17 protein-coding genes are annotated in these 20,103 nt (G+C 65.7%); 7 read left to right on the top strand and 10 right to left on the bottom strand.

Annotated features, from left to right (window positions below; translation table 11 throughout):
* Positions 1–23: 23 nt before the first annotated feature.
* Entirely contained in the window at positions 24–992 is a 969-nt protein-coding gene (locus tag XW59_RS27865) for a beta-ribofuranosylaminobenzene 5'-phosphate synthase family protein (RefSeq protein ID WP_047148849.1), read from the bottom strand.
* 141 nt (positions 993–1,133) lie between these two features.
* On the opposite strand from XW59_RS27865, the gene XW59_RS27860 reads away from it, so the two are divergent.
* From XW59_RS27860 to XW59_RS27840, 5 genes are all read left to right on the top strand, one after another.
* A complete protein-coding gene (locus XW59_RS27860; RefSeq protein ID WP_047148850.1) occupies positions 1,134–1,526 on the top strand; it encodes a 4a-hydroxytetrahydrobiopterin dehydratase in 393 nt (130 codons plus the stop codon).
* Between the two features lie 235 nt (positions 1,527–1,761).
* Positions 1,762–2,736 (top strand): tungsten formylmethanofuran dehydrogenase, encoded by a 975-nt coding sequence (locus XW59_RS27855; RefSeq protein WP_246666252.1) that lies wholly within the window; start codon positions 1,762–1,764, stop codon positions 2,734–2,736.
* On the top strand, positions 2,730–4,361 hold the full coding sequence (locus XW59_RS27850) for a formylmethanofuran dehydrogenase subunit A (protein WP_047148852.1): 1,632 nt from the start codon (positions 2,730–2,732) through the stop codon (positions 4,359–4,361). The genes XW59_RS27855 and XW59_RS27850 overlap by 7 nt, the downstream gene beginning before the upstream one ends.
* On the top strand, positions 4,349–5,257 hold the full coding sequence (gene fhcD / locus XW59_RS27845) for a formylmethanofuran--tetrahydromethanopterin N-formyltransferase (protein WP_047148853.1): 909 nt from the start codon (positions 4,349–4,351) through the stop codon (positions 5,255–5,257). Before XW59_RS27850 ends, fhcD begins: the two co-directional genes overlap by 13 nt.
* Positions 5,254–6,078, top strand: coding sequence for a formylmethanofuran dehydrogenase subunit C (locus XW59_RS27840; protein WP_047148854.1), 825 nt, complete (start codon positions 5,254–5,256; stop codon positions 6,076–6,078). Before fhcD ends, XW59_RS27840 begins: the two co-directional genes overlap by 4 nt.
* Positions 6,079–6,171: 93 nt before the next feature.
* Here the strand turns inward: XW59_RS27840 and XW59_RS27835 are convergent, their stop codons facing one another.
* From XW59_RS27835 to XW59_RS27810, 6 genes are all read right to left on the bottom strand, one after another.
* A complete protein-coding gene (locus XW59_RS27835; protein ID WP_047148855.1) occupies positions 6,172–7,272 on the bottom strand; it encodes a DUF1513 domain-containing protein in 1,101 nt (366 codons plus the stop codon).
* Entirely contained in the window at positions 7,253–8,335 is a 1,083-nt protein-coding gene (locus XW59_RS27830; protein WP_052958554.1) for an imelysin family protein, read from the bottom strand. The genes XW59_RS27835 and XW59_RS27830 overlap by 20 nt, the downstream gene beginning before the upstream one ends.
* The gene (locus tag XW59_RS27825; RefSeq protein WP_047148856.1) at positions 8,335–9,849 is read right to left on the bottom strand and encodes a di-heme oxidoredictase family protein; all 1,515 of its coding nucleotides are present in this window, start codon (positions 9,847–9,849) and stop codon (positions 8,335–8,337) included. The genes XW59_RS27830 and XW59_RS27825 overlap by 1 nt, the downstream gene beginning before the upstream one ends.
* Before the next feature lie 40 nt (positions 9,850–9,889).
* Positions 9,890–11,152, bottom strand: coding sequence for an imelysin family protein (locus XW59_RS27820; protein WP_047148857.1), 1,263 nt, complete (start codon positions 11,150–11,152; stop codon positions 9,890–9,892).
* 106 nt (positions 11,153–11,258) lie between these two features.
* Positions 11,259–12,092 carry a sulfite exporter TauE/SafE family protein gene (locus XW59_RS27815; protein ID WP_348639340.1) on the bottom strand — a complete coding sequence of 278 codons (834 nt, stop codon included), beginning with the start codon at positions 12,090–12,092 and terminating at the stop codon, positions 11,259–11,261.
* Positions 12,093–12,252: 160 nt separating this feature from the next.
* The gene (locus XW59_RS27810; RefSeq protein ID WP_047148858.1) at positions 12,253–14,535 is read right to left on the bottom strand and encodes an acyl-CoA dehydrogenase; all 2,283 of its coding nucleotides are present in this window, start codon (positions 14,533–14,535) and stop codon (positions 12,253–12,255) included.
* 233 nt (positions 14,536–14,768) lie between these two features.
* On the opposite strand from XW59_RS27810, the gene XW59_RS27805 reads away from it, so the two are divergent.
* Both XW59_RS27805 and XW59_RS27800 read left to right on the top strand, forming a co-directional pair.
* On the top strand, positions 14,769–15,674 hold the full coding sequence (locus tag XW59_RS27805; protein WP_170990242.1) for a DUF1403 family protein: 906 nt from the start codon (positions 14,769–14,771) through the stop codon (positions 15,672–15,674).
* Positions 15,675–15,676: 2 nt separating this feature from the next.
* On the top strand, positions 15,677–16,375 hold the full coding sequence (locus tag XW59_RS27800) for an SMC-Scp complex subunit ScpB (protein WP_047148859.1): 699 nt from the start codon (positions 15,677–15,679) through the stop codon (positions 16,373–16,375).
* Here XW59_RS27800 and XW59_RS27795 read toward each other — a convergent pair.
* Genes XW59_RS27795 through XW59_RS27785 form a run of 3 tightly spaced genes read right to left on the bottom strand, consistent with a single transcriptional unit; the run spans position 16,363 to position 20,058 of the window.
* The gene (locus XW59_RS27795; protein WP_047148922.1) at positions 16,363–17,373 is read right to left on the bottom strand and encodes a glycosyltransferase; all 1,011 of its coding nucleotides are present in this window, start codon (positions 17,371–17,373) and stop codon (positions 16,363–16,365) included. The genes XW59_RS27800 and XW59_RS27795 overlap by 13 nt on opposite strands.
* A gap of 28 nt (positions 17,374–17,401) precedes the next feature.
* The gene (locus XW59_RS27790) at positions 17,402–18,700 is read right to left on the bottom strand and encodes an O-antigen ligase family protein (RefSeq protein WP_052958556.1); all 1,299 of its coding nucleotides are present in this window, start codon (positions 18,698–18,700) and stop codon (positions 17,402–17,404) included.
* Positions 18,697–20,058 (bottom strand): glycosyltransferase family 2 protein, encoded by a 1,362-nt coding sequence (locus XW59_RS27785; protein ID WP_052958557.1) that lies wholly within the window; start codon positions 20,056–20,058, stop codon positions 18,697–18,699. Before XW59_RS27785 ends, XW59_RS27790 begins: the two co-directional genes overlap by 4 nt.
* Positions 20,059–20,103: the final 45 nt, after the last annotated feature.

Raw genomic sequence — 20,103 nt, 5'->3', positions numbered from 1 at the left:
GCGGATGACCTTCCCTGCTGAACTCAGCTTCCTACGAGATTGAATTGCCGCGCTATGATCTCGGCGCCCGAATTCCTGCCGCCGACGATTCTGATCTCCAGGCCGTCGGCGTGGTCCTTTTCGGTGACGCGCACCATCTCGCTGGCGGAGGTCTCGGAAGGCGCGAAGGCGAAGCCGGTCGGTCCCCACGAGCTCTGGCCGATGCCGACGGCTCCTGCCCGTGCGAGCGCTTCGATCATTTTTTTGACCCGCGGGCTGGTGAAGAGCCCGCCCTGAGCGGGAGCGAAATGGGTGCCGATGTTGCGCTGGATGGCGGATATCGCAAAGCCGAAGGCGGCGATGTCGCGCTCGGCCAGGGCAGGCAGCGCGCCCATCAGCGCATGGCGGCAGTTCTCGCCCGCCACCTCCCGCGGCAATGGCGGCAAGGAGCGGAAGGCTTCCAGCTCCTGCGCGCCGTGCAGGCCGCTGCTCGCGCCGTCGAGAACCAGAAGGATGCGCCACTCCTCGGGGAAGGGCACTCGCGCGACCACGGTCGGCAGGCTGCCGGCGTGGCGCCTGCCGGCGTCGACGATCAGGCCGCCGGCCTCGAAGCTCGCAATGCCGACGCCGGAGCGCGCGCCACGGCCGAGCAGCAGGGCGTCGCCGGTGATGTCGGGCGGCAGGCCGTGCAGTCCGCGCAAAGCCGCCGAGACGGCCAAGGCGATCTGCGTGCCGGAGCCAAGTCCGGCATGGTTCGGGATGGCGTCTTCGATTATGAGGCGATGCTCCGAGCGGATGCCGAGATGGCGGCACAATCCGCGCAGATGGCCAGCGGCACGATCCGCATCCGGGCCTTCAACGGATGTCACGGCGGCGCGCGAAAGCGTCAGGACCGTTTCGGGCGAGGTGAGGGGAAGGCCGATGCTGCCGAAGCGCCGCCCGCCCTCGTCCTCGATGTCGAGGAAGCCGAGGTGAAGCCTGGCCGGCACCTTTACTGTAATGGAATTGGACATCTGCCCCCTTGTGGGTGCATCATCATGCATCACGAGAGTTTAGGTGCCGATATTCATGATAGCCGCTTTCGGCGGCTTGGCAAGCGGCGGAACCCTCATTCCGCCATTTTGCGGATATCGCGAAACGAGGCGGAGGAAACCATGACCGACGACACCGACAAGCGCGGCAAGGAACGCGTCTATTCCGAGGCCGAGATCGACGGAAGGCTCAAGGCCGAACTGCCGAAATGGTATTACGAGAACGGCTGGATCCGGCGGAAATACAAGACGCATGGCTGGAAATCGACGCTAATGGTGATCAACACCGTCGGCCATCTCGCGGAGGCGGCCTGGCACCATCCGGACATCACCGCCTCCTACGCCTGGGTCGAGGTGCGGCTGACGAACCATGCCGCAAAGGGCGTCACCGACAAGGATTTCGAGCTGGCGAGGAAGATCGAGGAAGTCGTGCAGTGGCAGCCGGGCGCGGAAGGCGGCGCTCTCGAGGGCACGCCGCAGACCGACCAGCGCTTTGCCTATGTGAAATATGATTGAGCGGGGTCCTTCGACGCTTCGAACCGCGATCGTTGGCCGGATCGCGCCAAAATTCCGGGGACGGCTTCACCTCGAAAACGCTTTGCGCTAACATTTCCCCGGCACCAGAAAGTTTTGGACGATTATGGCGGTTGCGTGGATCGGCAACCGGGAAGTGCCTTTGGCGCGCGCGGCAAAAAAAGCCGCCGAGTTGCTTGTGTCGAGTCGGTGCCCGGTTTTCAGCCTCGATACGGATGTGCATGGCACGCGTGCCGCGCTCGCGCTTGCCGCGCGTGTCGGCGCGTCCTGCGACTATGTAAATGGCGAAGCGGCGGCGCGGGAGGCCGCGGTGATCGCCGCGAGCGGCGGAATGTTCATCTTGCCGGGGGAGGCCCGACGGCGGGCCGACATGATCGTCTTCGTGGGCGAAATCCCGGAAAGCCATCGCGCCTATGTCGAGGAGCTGGCCATCTCCGTCCCCGACCTCGCGACAGGCGGCAAACGCGGACTGTTCCTCATCGGAGCGGATCGCGGCGCTCCCAAACGGCTGGGCGGAAGGGAAGTCACGCTCCTTTCCTGCGAGGGAACCGATCTTGCGGGCACGCTCGCAGCGGTTCGCGCGCTCTGCGCCGGGCGCAAGGTAACGGCCGAGGTGACCAATATCGACGGTTTCAAGGGGGCGCTGGCCGAGGCGGGATTTCCGGTGTTCCTGTTCGGCGGCGGCGAGGCCGACGGATTGACGCTGGAAATGCTGCAAGGTCTCGTCTCGGATATCAACCGCCGCAAGCGCGCATCCACCCTGCACCTGCCGGCGAGCGAAAAAGCATGGGGAGCCGCGCTGACTTCGACATGGACCACGGGCTTCCCGCTCCGGACCGGCTTCTCGCGCGGATATCCGGAGCACGATCCGTGGCGGTGGAACGCCGGCCGGATGTTGGATGCGGGTGAAGCCGATCTGCATCTGTGGCTTTCCGCAACGGGCGGCGAGGCTCCGCCGGCGGCAGCGGGTGCGAGCCTGATCGCCGTTGCAAAGACCGCGCGGCCGGCCGTAGGTGCCGACGTCACGATTGCGGTCGGTGATCCGGGTCTGGATCACGACGCGGTTTCCTATTCGGTCAGGACCGGAACCCTTGCGGCGGTCGCGGCGCGGTCATCCTCGCAATTGCCCGCCGCCGCCGTCCTTCGCGCCATCATCGCCCACCTGCCCGAGGGAGCCGAGGCGCCATGCTGACCAGGATTTCGGGCGGCGAGATCGTCGATCCCCTCAATGGCCGTTCCGGCACGGGCGATCTCTGGATCGAGGACGAGACGATCGTCGAGCCGCCCGCCTCGCGGCGCCCCGACGCCACTTTCGACGCTTCCGGATGCATCGTCATGGCGGGGGCGATCGACATCCACTCCCATATCGGCGGCGGCAACGTGAACACCGCGCGCCTGCTTCTGCCCGAACATTATGCCGCGCATGCGTCGCGACCCGCCGTGACGCCGCTTTCCAGCCTCGGCTGGACGGCGTTCGAGACCGGCCGGCTCTACGCGCGGATGGGCTTCACGACGGTGGTGGAGCCGGCGATGTCTCCGGGCAGCGCGCTTCACACCCATCTCGAGCTCGCCGACATACCGATCATCGACAAGGCGACGCTGGCGATCCTCGGCAATGACGATTTTCTCCTGTCGATGATCCGCGACGACGCGTCCTCCTCCATGATCGAGGACTATGTCGCCTGGACGGTCGCCTCGACGCGCGCGCTCGGCGTCAAGGTCATCAATGCGGGGGCGGCGACCGCCTTCAAGGAGAATGTACGTACCTTCTCGCTCGACGACGTCGTGCCCTCCTACGGCGTGAGCTCGCGCCGGATCGTCAAGACGCTGCAAGCGGCGGTGGCGGAACTCGGCATTCCGCATCCGCTGCACGTCCATTGCAACAATCTCGGCGCGCCGGGCGCGGCGGAGACGGCGGCGGCGACGATTGCGGCAGCCGAAGGCGTGCCGCTGCATCTCGCGCATCTCCAATTCTACGGCTACGGCACGGAAGGCTCTCGCAAATTCTCGTCGGCGGGCGCTCGGCTTGCCGAGTTGGTGAACGCCACGCCGGAGATCACCATCGACATCGGCCAGGTCATGTTCGGCCAGACGGTCACGATCTCTTCCGACGTCATGCGCCAGTTCTCCGCGCGCGGCGGCGCCGATCCGAGGAAGAGCGTGATCATCGACGGCGACGGCAATGGCGGCGGCATCGTGCCCTACCGATATCGAAAGGACTTCTACGGCTCGGTACAATGGGCCGTGGGGCTAGAACTCTTCCTGCTCATCGACGATCCGTGGCGGGTCTTCTTCACCACCGATCATCCGAACGGCGCGCCTTTCACCGCCTATCCGCGGCTTTTCGAGCTGCTGATGCGCAAGGAGGCGCGGCGGGAGGTCGCCGAAGGCCTGCCCAAGCGCGCGCTTTCGCTGACGACGCTGCCGGCGATCGAGCGCGAATACAGTTTCGAGGAGGTCGCCATCATGACGCGTGCCGCGCCCGCGAAACTCCTCGGGCTCGCCGATCGCGGGCACCTCGGTGCCGGCGCCCTGGCCGACATCGCGGTCTACCGCAAACAGGATGACGTGGCGCGAATGTTCGAAGCGGCCGCGCTGGTGTTCAAGAACGGCGAACTGGTCGTCAGGGACGGCGAGATCGAGAAATACCGCTGGGGCAGGGCGCTTCGGCTCAATCCGTCGCCGGACAAGGCGATGGTCCGCCGGCTCGAAGCCTACCATCAGGAACGTTACGGCCTGTCGCTCGACTGGTTCACCTTCCCGGACTGGGCGATCGCACGGGAAAATCCCTTCGGCGAGGTGCCATGCAGAGCATGAACGTCAACGGCGTCGCCATAGAGGACACCTTTGCGGAGGCCTTCGGCATGCGGGCGACGGCGATCGTCATCACCGGACCCGACGCGAAGTGGGCGCGGCAGGCCGCCATCTCCATGACGGGATTTGCCACTTCGGTGATCGGCTGCGGCTGCGAGGCGGCGATCGACGTGGAGATGGATCCCGCCGAGACCCCGGATGGCCGCCCCGGGTGCCGGGTCATGATGTTCGCCGTCAGCACGGAGGAATTGCAGAAGCAGCTGCAGAACCGCGTAGGCCAATGCGTGCTCACCGCGCCCGGCAGCGCATGCTTTGCAGGTCTCGACGGTGAGACGCAGCTCAAGCTCGGCGCCGCGATCCGCTATTTCGGCGACGGCTGGCAGATTTCGAAGAAGCTCGGCGGCAGGCACTATTGGCGCATTCCGGTGATGGACGGGGAATTCCTTTGCGAGGCGACGACCGGCCTCACCAAGGGGGCGGTCGGTGGTGGCAATCTGCTGCTGCTCGCCGGCAGCAGTGAAAAGGCCCTGAGAGCGGCGGAGGCGGCGGTGGTGGCGATCGGCAAGGTGCGCGGCGCGATCATGCCGTTTCCGGGCGGCATCGTACGCTCGGGCTCCAAGATCGGCGGCAAGTACAAGGGCATGATCGCCTCCACAAATGATGCCTTCGCGCCCATATTGCGGGGCGTGATCGCAAGCGCGCTCGATGCCGACACCAACGCGGTTCTCGAAATCGTCATAGACGGGGAGAACAGCGACGCGGTCGCGGCGGCGATGAAGGCCGGCATCAAGGCGGTCACCGATCTCGGCTCCGAGATGGGCGCGTCGCGCATAACCGCGGGAAACTACGGCGGAAAACTCGGCAAGTTTCACTATCACCTGAAGGATTTGCTGCCGTGAGCGCCCTGACCTTCACCTTAAGGGCGCAACCGCCTGAACGGCTTGACCTTTCGCCGCTGGTGCCGCGCTCCCTCGCGGGCATGGCCAAGCGTGATATGGAGAAAATCCGGCTCGGAATCTCCAAGCATGCGCTGACGGTGGGCGATCTTTTCAGCGTTGCTGGAAACGATGCGGACCAGTTGGTCTTCGAAGGCGGAAGCGACAGGTTCGACTGTGTCGGCAGCGGGTTGGACGAGGGCTCCATTCGCGTCGTCGGGAATGTCGGCGCGCAGGCCGGACGGAAGATGACAGGCGGTGCGTTGACGATCGAGGGCGATGCCGGGCCACATGCGGGCTCGGCCATGCGCGGCGGGCGGCTGGAGATCGGCGGCGACGCCGGCGATCGGCTCGGCGGACCGCTGACGGGTGAAATGGCCGGCATGGCCGGCGGCGTCCTGGTCGTGCGCGGCAGGGCGGGAGACTGCGCGGGCGACCGCATGCGGCGCGGTCTCATCGCGGTCCTGAAGGGAAGCGGCGACTATGCCGGCTGCCGGATGATCGCGGGAACGCTGGCGATCGCCGGCGAGGTCGGCAAGCTGCCCGGCTATCTCATGCGCCGCGGTTCGATCCTGCTCGACCGGTCGCCCAGGCGGCTTTCGCCGAGTTTCGTGAAAAGCGGCTCGCCCGACCTCGTTTTCGCCGCCCTCGTCGACCGCCATCTCATCGCGGACGGAATATCCAGGAAGCCGCTTCTCGGCGGGGTGGTCGGCCGATATGGCGGCGACAACGCCGTCCTCGGCAAGGGCGAGATCATCTTTTCCGTCGCGGAACGGGACCGCTGAGTTTTCCGACGGCGAGCCCGACCGGCTACGCCGCGCGCTGCATCCTTCGCGGCACATAGGTGCCGGCAGCGGAAAGCCGCGCTGCCTCGAACCTCAGATCCGGCGCAGGTGGTTGTCCCACGCGGGCGCGGCGGGATTCTCGCGAAGCACCGTGGTCATATGGGCGGGATCGGCCTTGACGATCGCCCCGCGCCCGCTCGTCACGATCATCTCGCGAGCATCCGAAGGCGCGATCCCGCACCCGTCGGCAAGCAGTCTGCTGCCGAGGCAGTCGCCGGTGGCCGTGTCCCAGAAGACGACGACGCCGCCCTGGGGCGATGATGTGCCGAGGATCGAGCCGGACGCGTCGACCGCGACCGAGCCGACATAGTTGCGCATGGCGCGAAGGATTGCCGTCGGGCCGGAGAAAAGCTCGATAGCCGAGCCCCGCCTGTGGCGGCCGACCAGCGGCGGCTCGTCGCCCGCCGCGCCTTCATACTGGCAGCCGAACCACACCTTCCCCCGCGCGTCGAGCGCCATGTGCCGGATCGAAAGCTGGTGCAATTCCGGCACGAGCTTCACCTTCTCGACCACCTCGCCGCTGGCGATGTCGACATAGGCGAGGCTCGGCTCCATCATGGCGATGTTCAGCTTGACGCGTTCGAAATCGGGATGGGTCTGGATGCCGCCATTGGCCACGCACAGCGTTTTCCCGTCATTGAGAAGCAGCACCTCATGCGGGCCGATCCCATCGGTCGGGAATTCGCCGATGCGGCGAAAGCCATTGGTGGCGTCGTAGACGCCCATGACGCCGTTTGCGGCCTCGTAGTCGTTTTCCGTCGCGATCATCAGCCGCCCGTCCGGCGTGAAGATGCCGTGGCCGAAGAAGTGCCTGCCGGGCGCGGCGGCGATCGCCACAGGCTCCGTCGCCCCGTTCAAAGAGAAGGCGACGGCGAAGCGGCCCGGCGAACGGGCAAAGGCGACGGCGCGGCTGTTCGCCCTGTCGATCGCGAAGGAATGGCCGCGTGCTTCGAGCGGCAGCACCAGACGGTCGCGACCGCGCTCGTCGATGACGGCTGCCTCGAACTTGCCCGCGTTGAGCCGCGCGCCGAGAAACAGGGCTTCCTCGGCCGCGCGCGCGGCCTGCGCCGGTGCAAGCGCAGCGACGCCGGCGAGTGCCAGAAAGGTCCGGCGATCAATCTCCGTCGAGCGCATTGAAACCCATCCTCAGACCGAGGGCGGCCGCGAGATTTTCCCCAAGCGTATGGTTGGCCCCTTCCAGCGCGACACCGACATAGGCGAGGCGGTCGCGGTCGCTTGCCGTGCCGAAAGCTTCCGCCGGCGGGGTCGCGACCTCGGCAAGCGTCGAAATCGCGTGGTCGAGGTCGAACAGGAGAGAGGCGACCGCGTCCCGTACGTCGGGGGAAGAAGAAGCTGCAAATCCAGCCGCTTCCGCGAAAGTCTTCAATCCCTCGATCTGTGCCGAGACGAGGACGAAGGTCGTGTCGCTGCGCCAGAAAGGCGCCCGCTTGCCGCGTGCCTTGGCGATGCTTTCGCCGAGCGCCGGCAGCAGCTCCGCATTGCGCGTGAACTGCAGCCCGGTGCCGATCGCCTTCACGATCTCGCCGGCCACTTCCTCCGCGGAGCGATAGGGGTCGCTTGCCGAGGAGGGCGAGACGAAGGCGGTCCGGAAGGCGGTGCCGGGCCGCCATGCCTGCGCGATTGCTCCGGCGACCGCCTCCACATTGGCGGCGACCGCGAGTGCATAGCGGCATCTAAAGGAACCTTCGCCATCTGCGAGCGTATCGGAACCGGTGCCGAAAAGCGCGAATTCGAGCGCAGGCAGGCCCTGCACGGCGACGCTCTTTGCGGCAAGCGCGCCAGGCTCCAGCACGGCGGCATCGCCTTCGGCCAGCAATGCCTCGACCTGTCGCAGCGTCACCCCGCGTGCGTCGGGCCAGAAGAAGATGCGCTCGAAGCGGTTTTCCTCCTGCAAGGGGCCGAAGCGCAGCATCGAGGCGCGCCCCCAGGCCGCGACGAGCGGGACGAATGCCTCGCGGACCTTCGACAGTCGCGCGGGTTCGGGTCGGTCGCAGAGGCCGCCGATCTCCGTCCTCAATTCGTTCGCGGTCGCGGAAAAGGCCGTGAGCGAGGGAGCCGCGAAGCCCTCGGCCACGCGCGCGCCGATATCGGCCGGAATGGCCGATGCCTGGTCCTGCGCAACGGTCGGCGCAAGCGCCAGGATCAGCATCGCGCCGGCAAGCAATGCCTGTTTCATCACAAGGACTCCAGGAAGCGGAGAAGATCGACGCGATCTTCCTTCTCCATCTCGACCACCCGCTCCCGCGCCTTCCGCGCCTCGCCATCATGCCACAGAATCGCTTCGAGGAGCGTGCGGGCGCGCCCGTCATGCAGGAAGGTGGCGTCGGCGTTGACCGTTTTCGTCAGGCCGATGCCCCATAGCGGCGGCGTGCGCCATTCCCGGCCGCTCGCCCGGCCCTCCGGCCGATCGTCGGCAAGACCATCGCCCATGTCGTGCAGGAGAAGGTCTGTGTAGGGCCAGATGAGCTGGAACCGGTGCGCGGGGTCCCCGGCGTCGCGGCGGGTGACGTATTTCGGCGCATGGCAGGAGGCACAGCCGCTTTCATAGAAGACACGTTTGCCGGCAAGCACGCGCTCGTCGGCCGTGTCGCGCCGTGCCGGAACCGCGAGGTTGGAAGCATAGAAGGAAACCAGGTCGAGAAGGTCTCCCGACACCTCCTCCGCGCCCAGATGCGGCTGCGCACCGTGCGGCAGGGCGCGACAGGCGGATTGCGCCTTGGTGCATTCTCCCCAGTGATCGGGCGCCAATCGCGTCGACAATCCCATGTCGCCTGAAAAGGCATGCGCCGTCTGCTGCATGACGGTCGGTTCGATGGCTTTCCAGCCGAAACGGCCGGGTTGCTTGTCGCCCTTTGCGTCGCGCACCCAATGGACGCGCCCGGAGATGCCGTCGCCGTCCGCATCATCCGGGTCTTCGCGCGCGAGAATATCGCTCACGTGGATCGCTTCGATGAGGCCGAGGCCGATCATCGGCGGAGCGACGCGTGCCGACAGCATGGCCTCGCCATGGAGCGGGCCGTAGCCGAGATCGGTGATCGACAGCGATGGCTTGCGTAAGCTTGCCGTCTCTCCGCCATGGAGTGGAACCTCGATCTCCTGATATTCGATCCGCACCTTGCCTTCGGCCGGAAGGGCGGCGACCGCATTGTCCTGAATCTGAAGTCCGTAGACCGGATCGGGTGAGGCGGCCAATGCACCGGACGCGATCGTCGCCGCCTGCTCGGCGTCCGGAGGCACCGAGACGCGGACAAGCAGCGAAAGCGCGCCGTCGCCCGGGCCGATGGGCGCATGGCCGCGCCCGTCCTTGAAATGGCAGGATTGGCAGGCCCGCGCGTTGAAGAGCGGACCGAGCCCGTCCGAAGCCTGGGTGGAGGATGGAGAGGAAACCCAGTCCTTGCGGAAAAGCCCGTTGCCAAGCAGGAAGCGCTGCTGGTCGGCGAAATCGAGATTTGCTGAAGGATGCGAGAACACATCCGCGTTGACGAGCTTCTTCGAGGTCGCCGCTCCGCCCTGCATCGTCTCGAAACGCTCGCTTGCCTCGAACGAGGCGGCCGGTTTCGTCACCCTGGCGACGCGGGCGGCGTCGCCGGCGTCGAGGTCGTCCCGCTGGGACGAGGATGCGAATGCCAGGCCGGCGCCCAACAGGAGGGCGGGGAAAAACAGGATATCTGGCCGCAGGCGCGCCCGCATGATTTGGCTCCGGGAGCGGAGGGAGCCCCCGCTCAGGCGATCATTGGAAAACGGCGTCGGGATTGTCGAGGCTGTCGGAGCCCTCGATGGTCACGCCCGAGAGGTCGAGCGCCGCGATTACCCGTTCCAGCGAGCGCGTCTGGTCGACGAGCGTGTCGATGGCCGCCTGGACCGCGGCGTTGCCTTCGGCATTGCCCTCGCCGATCATCTGGTCGTAGGCCTCGCCGTCGTCGGCGCGCTTCTTGAGCGTCGTGAAGGCGTCCACCGTGGCGGCAAGCTTGGCGCCCATCTCGTCGGCGAGGGCGGCGTCCCTCTCGCGCAGGAGCGAGGCGAGGCTGCCGCCTTCCACCTTGGTGCCGTCGATCCGCTCATAGGAGCCGTTCCAGACATTCACGATGCCGCGCACGTCGTAGAAATGCGAATTGTGCGTGTTGTCGGAGAAGCAGTCGTGTTCCTCTTCGGGATCGTTCAGGAGGAGGCCCAGCTTCATCCTCTCGCCGGCCATTTCGCCGTAGGAAAGCGAGCCGAGACCGGTGAGGATCGCGGTCAGGCCGGCTTCCGGCGCGGCTTCGGCGAGCCCCTTGCGGGCTTCGCCGTCGGCCTGCCAGTTGGCGACCATTTCCTCGAGATCCGCGATCAGCAGTTCGGATGCGGCCGTCAGATATCGCGCGCGGCGCTCGCAATTGCCGCCCGTGCAGTTGGCGGTGTCGAAATCCGTATGGGGTCGGTTGCCAGCGCCGGGACCCGTGCCGTTCAGGTCCTGGCCCCACAACAGGAACTCGATCGCGTGGTAACCGCTGGCGACATTCGCCTCGATACCGCCGAGTTCGTGTAGCGACTGGATCAGTTCCGGCGTGATCGTCGCCGTATCGAGCGTTTCGCCACCGGCGCTGATCGTGCCGTTGGCGACGACATTGACGGTGTAGAAATCATTCGCGTCGGATTCCGAACCGTAGGAAGCATCGACATAGTCGATAAGCCCCTCGTCGAGCGGCCATGCGTTCACGCGGCCTTCCCAATCGTCGACGATCGGGTTGCCGAAGCGGAACGCTTCCGACTGCTGGTATGGAACGCGCGCGGCAAGCCAGGCCTCGCGCGCGGCTGAAAGCGTTTCCTGTGAAGGGCTTGCAACGAGTGCCTTCACTGCCGCGTCAAGCGCTTTCGCCGTCGTCAGGCTGTCCTCGTAGGTGGCAAGCGCGATGTCGGAATAGGTCTGCAGGACGTCTTCGGGTTCGACCGCGAAGGCGGGCAGGGCGAGCGTGACGGCCGCGATGCCCGCGGCTGCGATTTGAACGGGCCTCATGATCAAGTCCTCATCTGGCTCAGCGGCACACGGGCAAGCTTCCCGTCGGGAATCCTTGGCACCAAAAAACTAGACAGGCAACATCATATTTTGGCGGTCGCGGCGCTCAATCGATGAGGCCCGCGAACATGCGTATCGCGGTTATCAGCAGGAACACGGCGAAGCTGTAGCGCAGCGCCTTCGGGGGAATGGCATGCGCGAGCCTTGCGCCAACCGGCGCGAAAAGCACGGTCAGCGGCACGAAGGCGATGAAGGCGGGGATATTGACATAGCCGAGCGATCCCGGCGGCAGGTCTTCGACGCCCCAGCCGGCGAGGATGTAGCCGATCGTGCCCGGTACGGCGATGACGAAGCCGATCGCCGAAGATGTTCCCACCGCCCTGCGGATATCGTAGCCGAAGGTCGTGAGGATCGGCACGGCGAGCGTTCCGCCGCCTATGCCCATCATCGCGGAGAACACGCCGACGACCAGGCCCGAGAGATTGCGGATGAAGCCGTTCGGAAAGCCTTCATAGAGCTGGGTTCCCTGTCCGCGGAACACCATGTTGGCGGCCACGATGAGAGCCACGGTCGCGAAGACCGCGGTCAACACGTCGCCATGAAGATAGCCGCCCGCGATAGTGCCGAGGACCACGCCTATGAAGATCGGCACGCCCCAGGATTTGAGCAGCTTCTCGTCGACCGCGCCGCGCTTGCGGTGGCTTCGCGCCGACGAGATGGCGGTTACCAGGATCGTCGAAAGCGAGCTCGCCACGGCGATCTTCATGGCGACTTCATTGTCGACGTCGAAGGAATCGAGCAACAGATAGAGGACCGGCACGATGACGATGCCGCCGCCGACGCCGAGCAGGCCGGCAAGGATGCCGGCAAAGGCGCCCGCCGCCAGAAGGCCGATCGCAAGTTCCCAATGCTCGGCGATTATTGCCGGGATATCGGTCAAGGCTGCCCCCTTTTGCTGGTCAGTCGGACGCCTCTGCACGATTCGTCGGGTCCGTCGCGCTGACCGCTTCAACTAATGGAGGGCAGGGTGTTTGTCGAGCATGGGCGTTTATCGCTTCGCGGCTTCCTGCGCAGAGCGGGGAGAAGGGCCGTCCGCGGGGTCATTCCGCCGCTTCGCGGCCGGATCTCCTTGGCTTCGAGGATCGGCGTTTGCGATGCTGCGAGGAGACGGGGGAGACTTCCTCCATCGGAAATGCGTCGACCGCGATCACCCGACCGACGGCGGATTTGACGCGGATGAGCTGGTCGCGTTCCTCCGCGCTTATGAAGCCGCGTTCCTGCGCCTCGGTTGCGTCGCGCACCTTGGCCTGGCGCATCTGCTTCTCGATCCGCTCGGCCTCGTTGACCATGCGGAACGCCTCCTCCAGATCCTTCAGCGCATGTTCCTCATGCCCCTCGCCCAGATAGAGGTCCGGAGCGATCCTGTCGCGCTGCGCGCTGGGCTTCATCAGCATTTCCGCCACCATGTTGGTGAGCCGATCTGGCGGCCTGCGACGTGGCACGCCGAGCGGGAAGGTCAGAAACCGCGTCTTCCAGGCGACGAGACGCGCGGGCAGGTTGGCAAGGACGCCGTCGAAGGCGATCGCCATGCGACCGGTACCCTTGATCATGATATAGTCGACGAGTGGCTTGTCCTCCACGAGCCGTCCCTCGTCCTCGTACCGCTTGAGCACCGCGCCGAGGAGGTAGAGTTCGGAAAGGATGTCGCCGAGCCTTGCCGAGAGCATCTCCTTGCGCTTGAGCTCGCCGCCGAGAGTGAGCAGCGCCATGTCTGCCAGAAGCGCGAAAGCCGACGCAAAGCGCGAGAGCTGGCGCCAATGATGTTTGAGCGCGGCACTTTCGGGGGCCGGGGCGAGGGCGCCGCCGGTCCAGCCGCGCCCCCAGGCGCGCAAGCCGTTGGCGATCGCATGCCCGGCATGCTTCCAGAAATTGCGGTCGAACTCCTCGAGGCCGGCCTCCTCGTCCTTGTCGGAAAGCGCCAGCAACTCCTTCAGCATGAAAGGATGCGAGCGGATTGCGCCCTGGCCGAAGATCATCAGGTTGCGGGTGAGGATATTCGCGCCCTCGACGGTGATGCCGATCGGGACCGAGCGGTAGTGACCACCCATGTAGTTGCGCGGCCCGTCGATGATCGCCTTGCCGCCGTGGATATCCATGGCCTTCTCGATCGATTCCCGCATCCGGTCGGTCGCGTGAAACTTCATGATCGCCGAAATGACCGACGGCTTGTGGCCCTGGTCGAGGGCGGCGATCGTCAGCCGGCGCGCCGCGTCGATCAGATAGGCATTGGCGGCGAGATCGGCCATATGTTCGCGAATGCCCTCGAACATGCCGATGGGCACGTTGAACTGTGTACGGACGCGCGCATAGGCGCCGGTCGCCCGCGCGCACATCGCCGCCGACGCCGCCGATTGCGAGGGCAGGGATATGCCGCGGCCGGCCGCGAGCGCGGTCATCAGCATCTTCCAGCCCTGGCCGATCTGTTCCTTGCCGCCGAGAATCCAGTCCAGCGGAATGAACACGTCCTTGCCGTAGAGCGGACCGTTCTGGAAATGGGTGAATTGCGGGATATGCCTCTCGCCGTGGCTGACGCCCGGCGTGGAGGTCGGCAGCAGCGCCACGGTTATGCCCAGCTCCTCGCCGCGCCCGAGCAGATTGTCGGGATCATGCATCTTGAACGCGAGCCCCATTACGGTGGCGACCGGGCCGAGCGTTATGTAGCGCTTGTGGAAATCGAGGCGCACGCCGAGGACGTTTTCGCCCTCATGCTCGCCATATTCGACGAAGCCCGTATCCGTCATCGCGGCCGCGTCCGATCCCGCATCCGGCGAGGTCAGGCCGAAGCACGGGATTTCGGTGCCTTCGGCGAGGCGTGGCAGCCAGTACTGGCGCTGTTCCTCGGTGCCGAAATGCATCAGCAGCTCCCCGGGGCCGAGCGAGTTCGGCACCATCACCGTCACGCCGGCGACGACGCTTGCCGAAGAGACGGTGCGGACCACTTCCGAATGCATCGTGTTGGAGAAGCCGAGCCCGCCATATTTCTTCGGTATGATCATGCCGAAGAATTTCTGCTCGCGCATGAAGGCCCAGACCTCGGGGGGAAGGTCGCGATCGTGCCAGGCGATTTGCCAGTCGTCGACCATCGCGCACAATTCGCGAACCGGACCGTCCATGAACGCCTGCTCCTCGGCGTTGAGCCGGGCGGGCGGCATGGCCAGCAATTCCTCCCAGTCCGGATTGCCGGTGAAGAGCTTGCCGTCCCACCAGACGGTGCCGGCGTCGATCGCGTCCCGTTCCGTCTCCGAGATCGGCGGCATGACGCTCCGCGCCCACCGATAGATCGGTCTGGTAAGGTAGTTCCTTCGAAGATCCCGAGCGCTCATATTCCCTCCCTGCCGATCTTGCAGCAATGCGTGAACCATCGTCAAAGTTCCGTGGGTAAGTGCGGATGGCCCGGCGGTTGTTGTCGAAAATAGCTGCGAGAAGCGCCGCGTGGCGTTAGGCTCGCATCATGATTCCCGTATCGGAAATGGAAGTTGCAGACAGCCCTCCGCTTCTTCGGCGCAAACGCGCGAGCGGGACGACTTACGCCGACAGCCGGGAGCAAGTGCTCAACGTGGGCGTGCCTTCCTGGGCGCGGCTCGAACGAATGCCGGAAAACCTCGAAACGGCGGCCTTCTCGGCGGGCGCCGCGCTTTCCGCGCTCGACGCGGTCGTGCGACGCGGGGAGCGGTCCGCGGGTGCCTGGCGCCAGCGCCTCGCATTGGCGGCGGCGGAGGCGTGTGCAAGGCGGGCCGGCAGAACCGAGGATGTCGCGGCGCTTCGCGACGCCTTCTTTCTCACACGACCCGGCGACGATTTCGGGCCGGCGGGAAGGATGCTCGTCGGCTGGAAGCAGCTTGCAGCCAGTGATGCGGCCTTTGGCCGGGTACGTGTCGCCGCCGCGATCGAGGCGTTCGGCCTCAGGCCGGAGGAAGAGCTTGTGGAAGCTGCCTCGGCTTGCGAGACGCTTGCCCGCGACCCGACGGCACCCGCACTTGTCGCCGCGGCCGAGGCGGTGCGCATGGTCGTCGCGGCGAGCCCCGAGGCGATGCCGCTGGGCCTGTGGCTGGCCGATCTGGTGCTCTCGACGAAGCTGCGCTGGCCGCATCCCGTGCCTCTCCTTGCCACCCGCATTTTCGATCGGTCCGGCGCCAACGGGCGGGCGGCGAGACCCGGCGACGAGAGCTGGCAGCTTGCATGCGCTCACGCCTATGCGCGGGCGGCCGCGGCTGCGTGCGATGGCGCCATGGAAATCGCGCGGCGCGCCGAAAGGCTGGTTGTCGTGGCGCCGAAGCTTCGGGCGAAGGGAGCCGACGCGATCGTCGAACGGCTCTTGCGGGAGGATGCCCTGACCGTGGCGGCCGCCTCGGGCGCGAGATTGTCCGACCGGGCGCTGCGCCGTCTCTTCGACCGCCTCGTCGAGCTTGGCGCGGTGCGCGAGCTCACCGGCCGCGACACGTTCCGCATCTACGGGTTGTGACCATGACGGGCGAGGCGTTGAAACCGAAACGAGGGCCGGAGGAGGATGTCCTCTTCGATCGCGAGCTTGCCGACCTGCCGCCGCAGATGCGCTGGCGTGAATGGATGGGCCGCGTCGAGGCCCTCATCTTCGCTTCTCCGGAGCCGGTGTCGCGCGAGATACTTTCAAGGGTGGTGGGAAACGCTTGCAATCTCGATCTGATCATCGAAGACATAAAGGAGGAGCTGCGCAATCGTCCGTATGAGCTGGTCGTGGTCGGCGGAGGCTGGCAGCATCGCACCAGGCCGGCTTTCGCGAACGCCATCAGGGCAGGCAACGGCTCGGACGAGCGGGCAGCGGAGCTGAGCCAGCAGGAGGCGCTCGTTCTGATGACGATCGGCTATTTCCAGCCGATCACGCGCGGCGAGCTTTCCTCCTTCTTCGGGCGCGAGATAAGCCGCGATCTGATCGGCAAGCTGCGCTCGGCGGGCCTCATCACCTTCGGGCCGCGAAGCCCCACGCCCGGCGCGCCCTATACCTATGTTACGACGCCCGAATTCCTCTCCCATTTCGGCTTCGAGACGCTGCGCGATCTACCCGACTTCGAAAGGCTGGAGGATGCGGGGCTCTTGAACAAGGAGGTCCTGCTGACCGACCTGGACGGCACCCTTGGGCTTCTGGCCGGCACAGGCGAGGATGCTGACGGTCCTCAGGACGATTGACGCGTTTCGCCGTCGGCCGTCAGCCGGGAGGTGACGAAGGCGTCGAAATCGTCGGTCGTCTTGCCGATCAAGTCGATCATCAGGCCGCGCAAGGTAAGCTCGATGCGTTCCCTGGCACCCAGCCTGCCGCCGTAGCGATGGAGGGGAAGCGCCTTGGCGATCCCCTTCGCGCGGTTCTCGGGAGCGGCGGTGAACGCCTTGTCGGACATGAAGTTCAGCTTGTCGGCCTCGGCCGCCTTTTCCCAGGACACGCGCTGCAGCGTGCGGACGGCCTTCTTGAGATCGAGTTCGCGCCGCAGATAGCCGCTGCGCAATTCGGCGTTGCGGGTCGTCTGCTCGGCATTCTCGGCCCAGACGGCGAGGGGCTCCATCGCCACGTAAATGGGCTCGCATATGGAGAAGGTACGCATGTATTCCTGCAGCGTGGCGGTACAGGAATACTGGATCTCCAGCGGACAGCGCGTCGAGCGCGTCCAGAACAGCCCGCCATTCGATACGCCGATGCCGATCATCAGCGCGAGGCGGAACTTCTCCGGCGTGTAGATGCCCTCGCGAAAGAGGTCGTCGAGGATACCGGTTTCGCTCAGATAGGCATCGGGCGTGCCGCTCCTGTGTTCGATGAGCTGGTTGCGCAGGACGATCTCGACGCCTTGCTCGCGGATGATGCCGATATTGGATTCGAAGAAGCTTTCCAGGATGGAATTGTCGTCCTCGACGACGCAGAAATAATCCGCATCGTTGGCGTTCGTGAGCGAGAAGCACTGGTCGATGTTCTTCGAGGCGAATTTCTGCGGCTCGTTGCGTGTATAGACGATGCGGCTGTCGCCCAGCCTTCGGCAAACCGCCTCGGCGGAACCGTCGGGGTCATCGTCATAGACGTTGCAGATCCAGTTCTTCCAGCTTTGCGCCTGCAGGGAATTCAGGCAGCGGGTCAGGGCTTCCGGGCGCCGGTAGGTCGGCGTGCGCACCTGGACAAGACCGTTATTCTCTTCCTTCATTTCATGCATCTCCATAACGGCTGTCGGATCAGAATCGGTGGTGCGGGGCGGGATGCATGGCGGCCGGAGGCCACATTGCCCGCTGCGCGGCAAGCGAGGCGGCCCAGGCCTTCCACGCCGCGTTCGCCTGAAGCGTATAGACGAGCGCGCATATCACCAGGACCGAGGTCACGCTGAACTGGAAGAAGACGGCGACCTCGACGAAGCTTCCGCCGATCACCATCGTCAGGAACGAGCAATAGAAGGCGCTGGTGGGCGAAGGGTTGCGGAACGCCCAGAAAATGCTGCCGATGAAGGCGCCGTAAAGCATGGCGATTTGCAAGCCGAGCCCCAGCACGCCGATCTCGACGGCGTTGTTTATGTAGGTGTTGTGGAAATTGAAGCCACGACGTTCCTGGATTCCGAAATCCGCCCAGAGCCCCTCGGCCGGATTGTATCCCTGGACCCAGAAGGCCTGGTAGCCGACACCGAGGACCGGATGCTGGCCGATAATGTATTTGCCGAAATCCCACAGATCGGTCCGGCCGGTCAGCGTCGTGTCCTTGCCGGAATAGTCGAGCAGGCCGGCGAAGAGCGCGTCTCCGTAGGTCGAAAGCAGGATGATGCCGATCGTGCCGCCGAGCCCGATCAGCGTGCCGAGGCAAATCCTCTGCACCTTCGAGAAACGCCGGCTGAAATGGATCAGGAGTGCCATCGCCACGGCGGGGATCATGACGATGATCGCCCCGGTCGATTGGGCCAGGAGGAGCAGCGGCCCGGAAACGATCAGCCCCGGCACCGCGGCGAGCCGCATCAGACGCGGAGCGGTTTTGTCGATGAGCACGGCAAGCGATGTCAGGATGAAAGCGGAGACCACGGCCGCGAAGGCGTTCTTGCTGCCGAAGATTCCGACCCAGGCTCCGATATCGTCGCGCACATGGCCGAACATCAGACTGCCGATCACGCCGATGCCGTATATGCCGAAGAGATAGCGGAAAAGAGAGGCCGGCGAGACGCGGTTGGCGATCACGATGGCGATCACGAAGGTGATGGCAAGCTGCAGCCCATGGCGAAGCGTGATCGACGGGAATTGCGACCACAGGACGGAGACTAGGCAATAGGCCGGCAGGATCATCAGGTACCAGTAGCGCAGGATGACGTCGAGGCTCGCCCTCGGCTTGGAGACGATCAGCAGGCTGCCGAAGGCCAGGAAGGCGAGGGCGGCGAGCGAGCGGAAGATCGGGTTGAGGATCAGCACGGTGAGCGCGCAGAAGGTCAGCACCGCGGCGACGTTGATCCAGATGCCGCGCCGCCTTTCCCCAAGCGGAAGTTGCGCCGGCGCATTCATCGGGCCACCTCGTCTTCGGCAAGAGCGGCATCGCGCGAAGATATCGCTGCCTCCGATTCGGACAATGTCCCCGGCGTTCCGTCTAAGGGGAGGAACCCGGCTGCATAGTCTCCCGCCTTGCCGTCGCGGACGAGCGTCAATTCGCGCCGCCGGGCAAGTGTCGCAAGCCGGCAGCGGGACGCGCGCGCCTCGTCGCCGCCGTTCCAATTGGTGCCGCCGGGCGGGCTGTAGGGAGGGACGTGCTCGACCTGGATTTCCGCGGAACCGTGGCTTTGCGCAAACGCCGTCATCTCATCCAGGCGAGGCGAGGCGGGGTCGGCATCGGTTAGGACGACCGTGAGCTGGCCGGTGGCTGCCGGCCCGTCCAAGGGTGACGGAGGTCGCGAGGCGACCTTGCGCGAAAGCCGCGATCGCACGGACTGCCACAACGGGAAGAGAAGCCGGGGATCGCGCAGGAGAAGGCCCGCCGTCCGTGCCGCCTGTCGCGCCTTGACGCTTGCGACGAGCTTTTCGAAGGCAAGCGCACGCTCGAGCCCGGCCAGCCGCGCGGCGAGCGCGTCCCTGACGGCCGGCGCGAGGTCGTCTTGCGTCGCCTGAAGCCGCTTCTGGCTGTCGATCATGCCGGCAACGGTATCGATCGAAAGGCGGTGCGAGATCGACTGGCTGTGCCGTCGATAGAGATAGGTGGGCTCCGGAACGACCTGTAATTTCAGTCCACCGAGCAGGAGCCGCAGAACGAGGTCGTAATCCTCGCCGATGCGAAGCCCCTCGTCGTAGCGGAGACCGCGCAAGGCCTCGGCGCGAATCATCGGTTTGAGATAGCCGAAATTCGGAATGCGGCTGCCCTTGATGTCGCCGCGCACGAAGAGGTCCGCGGTCAACCTGAAGGGGGCGGCGAAAGCCTCGCCATGGAGAAGCAAGGAGGAGGGCATCGCGCCGTCGTCGGCAAAGTGCAGGAGGTCATCGGCGACCGCGTCGGCATCGTAGTGCCGGGCGGCCGCCAGAAGCCGCTCGAAGCGCTCCGGATGCAGGATGTCGTCGGAATCGACGATGGCGATCCATTGCCCGCGTGCCGCGTCGAACGCCCGGTTGCGCGCCCTCGCCGGGCCGCCATTGGTGCCGTCGGCGATGAGGCGAACGCGCGGGTCCCGCCGCACATAGTCCGTAACGATCGTGAGGCTTTCGTCGGACGAGGCATCGTCGGAGATTATGATCTCCAGATCGGCGACGGTCTGGGCAAGCACGGAATCCAGCGCGCGCGCAATGTGGCGCGCCCCGTTGTAGTTCGCCATCACGACGGAGATCCTGGGCCCCGCCATCTGCCGCCCCTTGCCGTTGATCCGCATCAGCTCAGCCATGATCCCACCTGACCGGCGGTTGCGGGCCACGGACGTGTCGCGCTT

Source organism: Aquamicrobium sp. LC103, from assembly GCF_001014615.2.
Taxonomy (GTDB): domain Bacteria; phylum Pseudomonadota; class Alphaproteobacteria; order Rhizobiales; family Rhizobiaceae; genus LBCQ02.
The sequence above is the reverse complement of the archived record's forward strand: the minus strand, read 5'-3'. Positions and strand labels throughout refer to the sequence as shown.

Bases quoted from the DNA above. Each gene is read 5' to 3' on its own strand.
- XW59_RS27865 (WP_047148849.1), bottom strand. From the start codon at position 992: ATGTCCAATTCCATTACAGTAAAGGTGCCGGCCAGGCTTCACCTCGGC.
- XW59_RS27860 (WP_047148850.1), top strand. From the start codon at position 1,134: ATGACCGACGACACCGACAAGCGCGGCAAGGAACGCGTCTATTCCGAG.
- XW59_RS27850 (WP_047148852.1), top strand. From the start codon at position 2,730: ATGCTGACCAGGATTTCGGGCGGCGAGATCGTCGATCCCCTCAATGGC.
- fhcD (WP_047148853.1), top strand. From the start codon at position 4,349: ATGCAGAGCATGAACGTCAACGGCGTCGCCATAGAGGACACCTTTGCG.
- XW59_RS27835 (WP_047148855.1), bottom strand. From the start codon at position 7,272: ATGCGCTCGACGGAGATTGATCGCCGGACCTTTCTGGCACTCGCCGGC.
- XW59_RS27830 (WP_052958554.1), bottom strand. From the start codon at position 8,335: ATGAAACAGGCATTGCTTGCCGGCGCGATGCTGATCCTGGCGCTTGCG.
- XW59_RS27825 (WP_047148856.1), bottom strand. From the start codon at position 9,849: ATGCGGGCGCGCCTGCGGCCAGATATCCTGTTTTTCCCCGCCCTCCTG.
- XW59_RS27820 (WP_047148857.1), bottom strand. From the start codon at position 11,152: ATGAGGCCCGTTCAAATCGCAGCCGCGGGCATCGCGGCCGTCACGCTC.
- XW59_RS27810 (WP_047148858.1), bottom strand. From the start codon at position 14,535: ATGAGCGCTCGGGATCTTCGAAGGAACTACCTTACCAGACCGATCTAT.
- XW59_RS27800 (WP_047148859.1), top strand. From the start codon at position 15,677: ATGACGGGCGAGGCGTTGAAACCGAAACGAGGGCCGGAGGAGGATGTC.
- XW59_RS27795 (WP_047148922.1), bottom strand. From the start codon at position 17,373: ATGAAGGAAGAGAATAACGGTCTTGTCCAGGTGCGCACGCCGACCTAC.
- XW59_RS27790 (WP_052958556.1), bottom strand. From the start codon at position 18,700: ATGAATGCGCCGGCGCAACTTCCGCTTGGGGAAAGGCGGCGCGGCATC.
- XW59_RS27785 (WP_052958557.1), bottom strand. From the start codon at position 20,058: ATGGCTGAGCTGATGCGGATCAACGGCAAGGGGCGGCAGATGGCGGGG.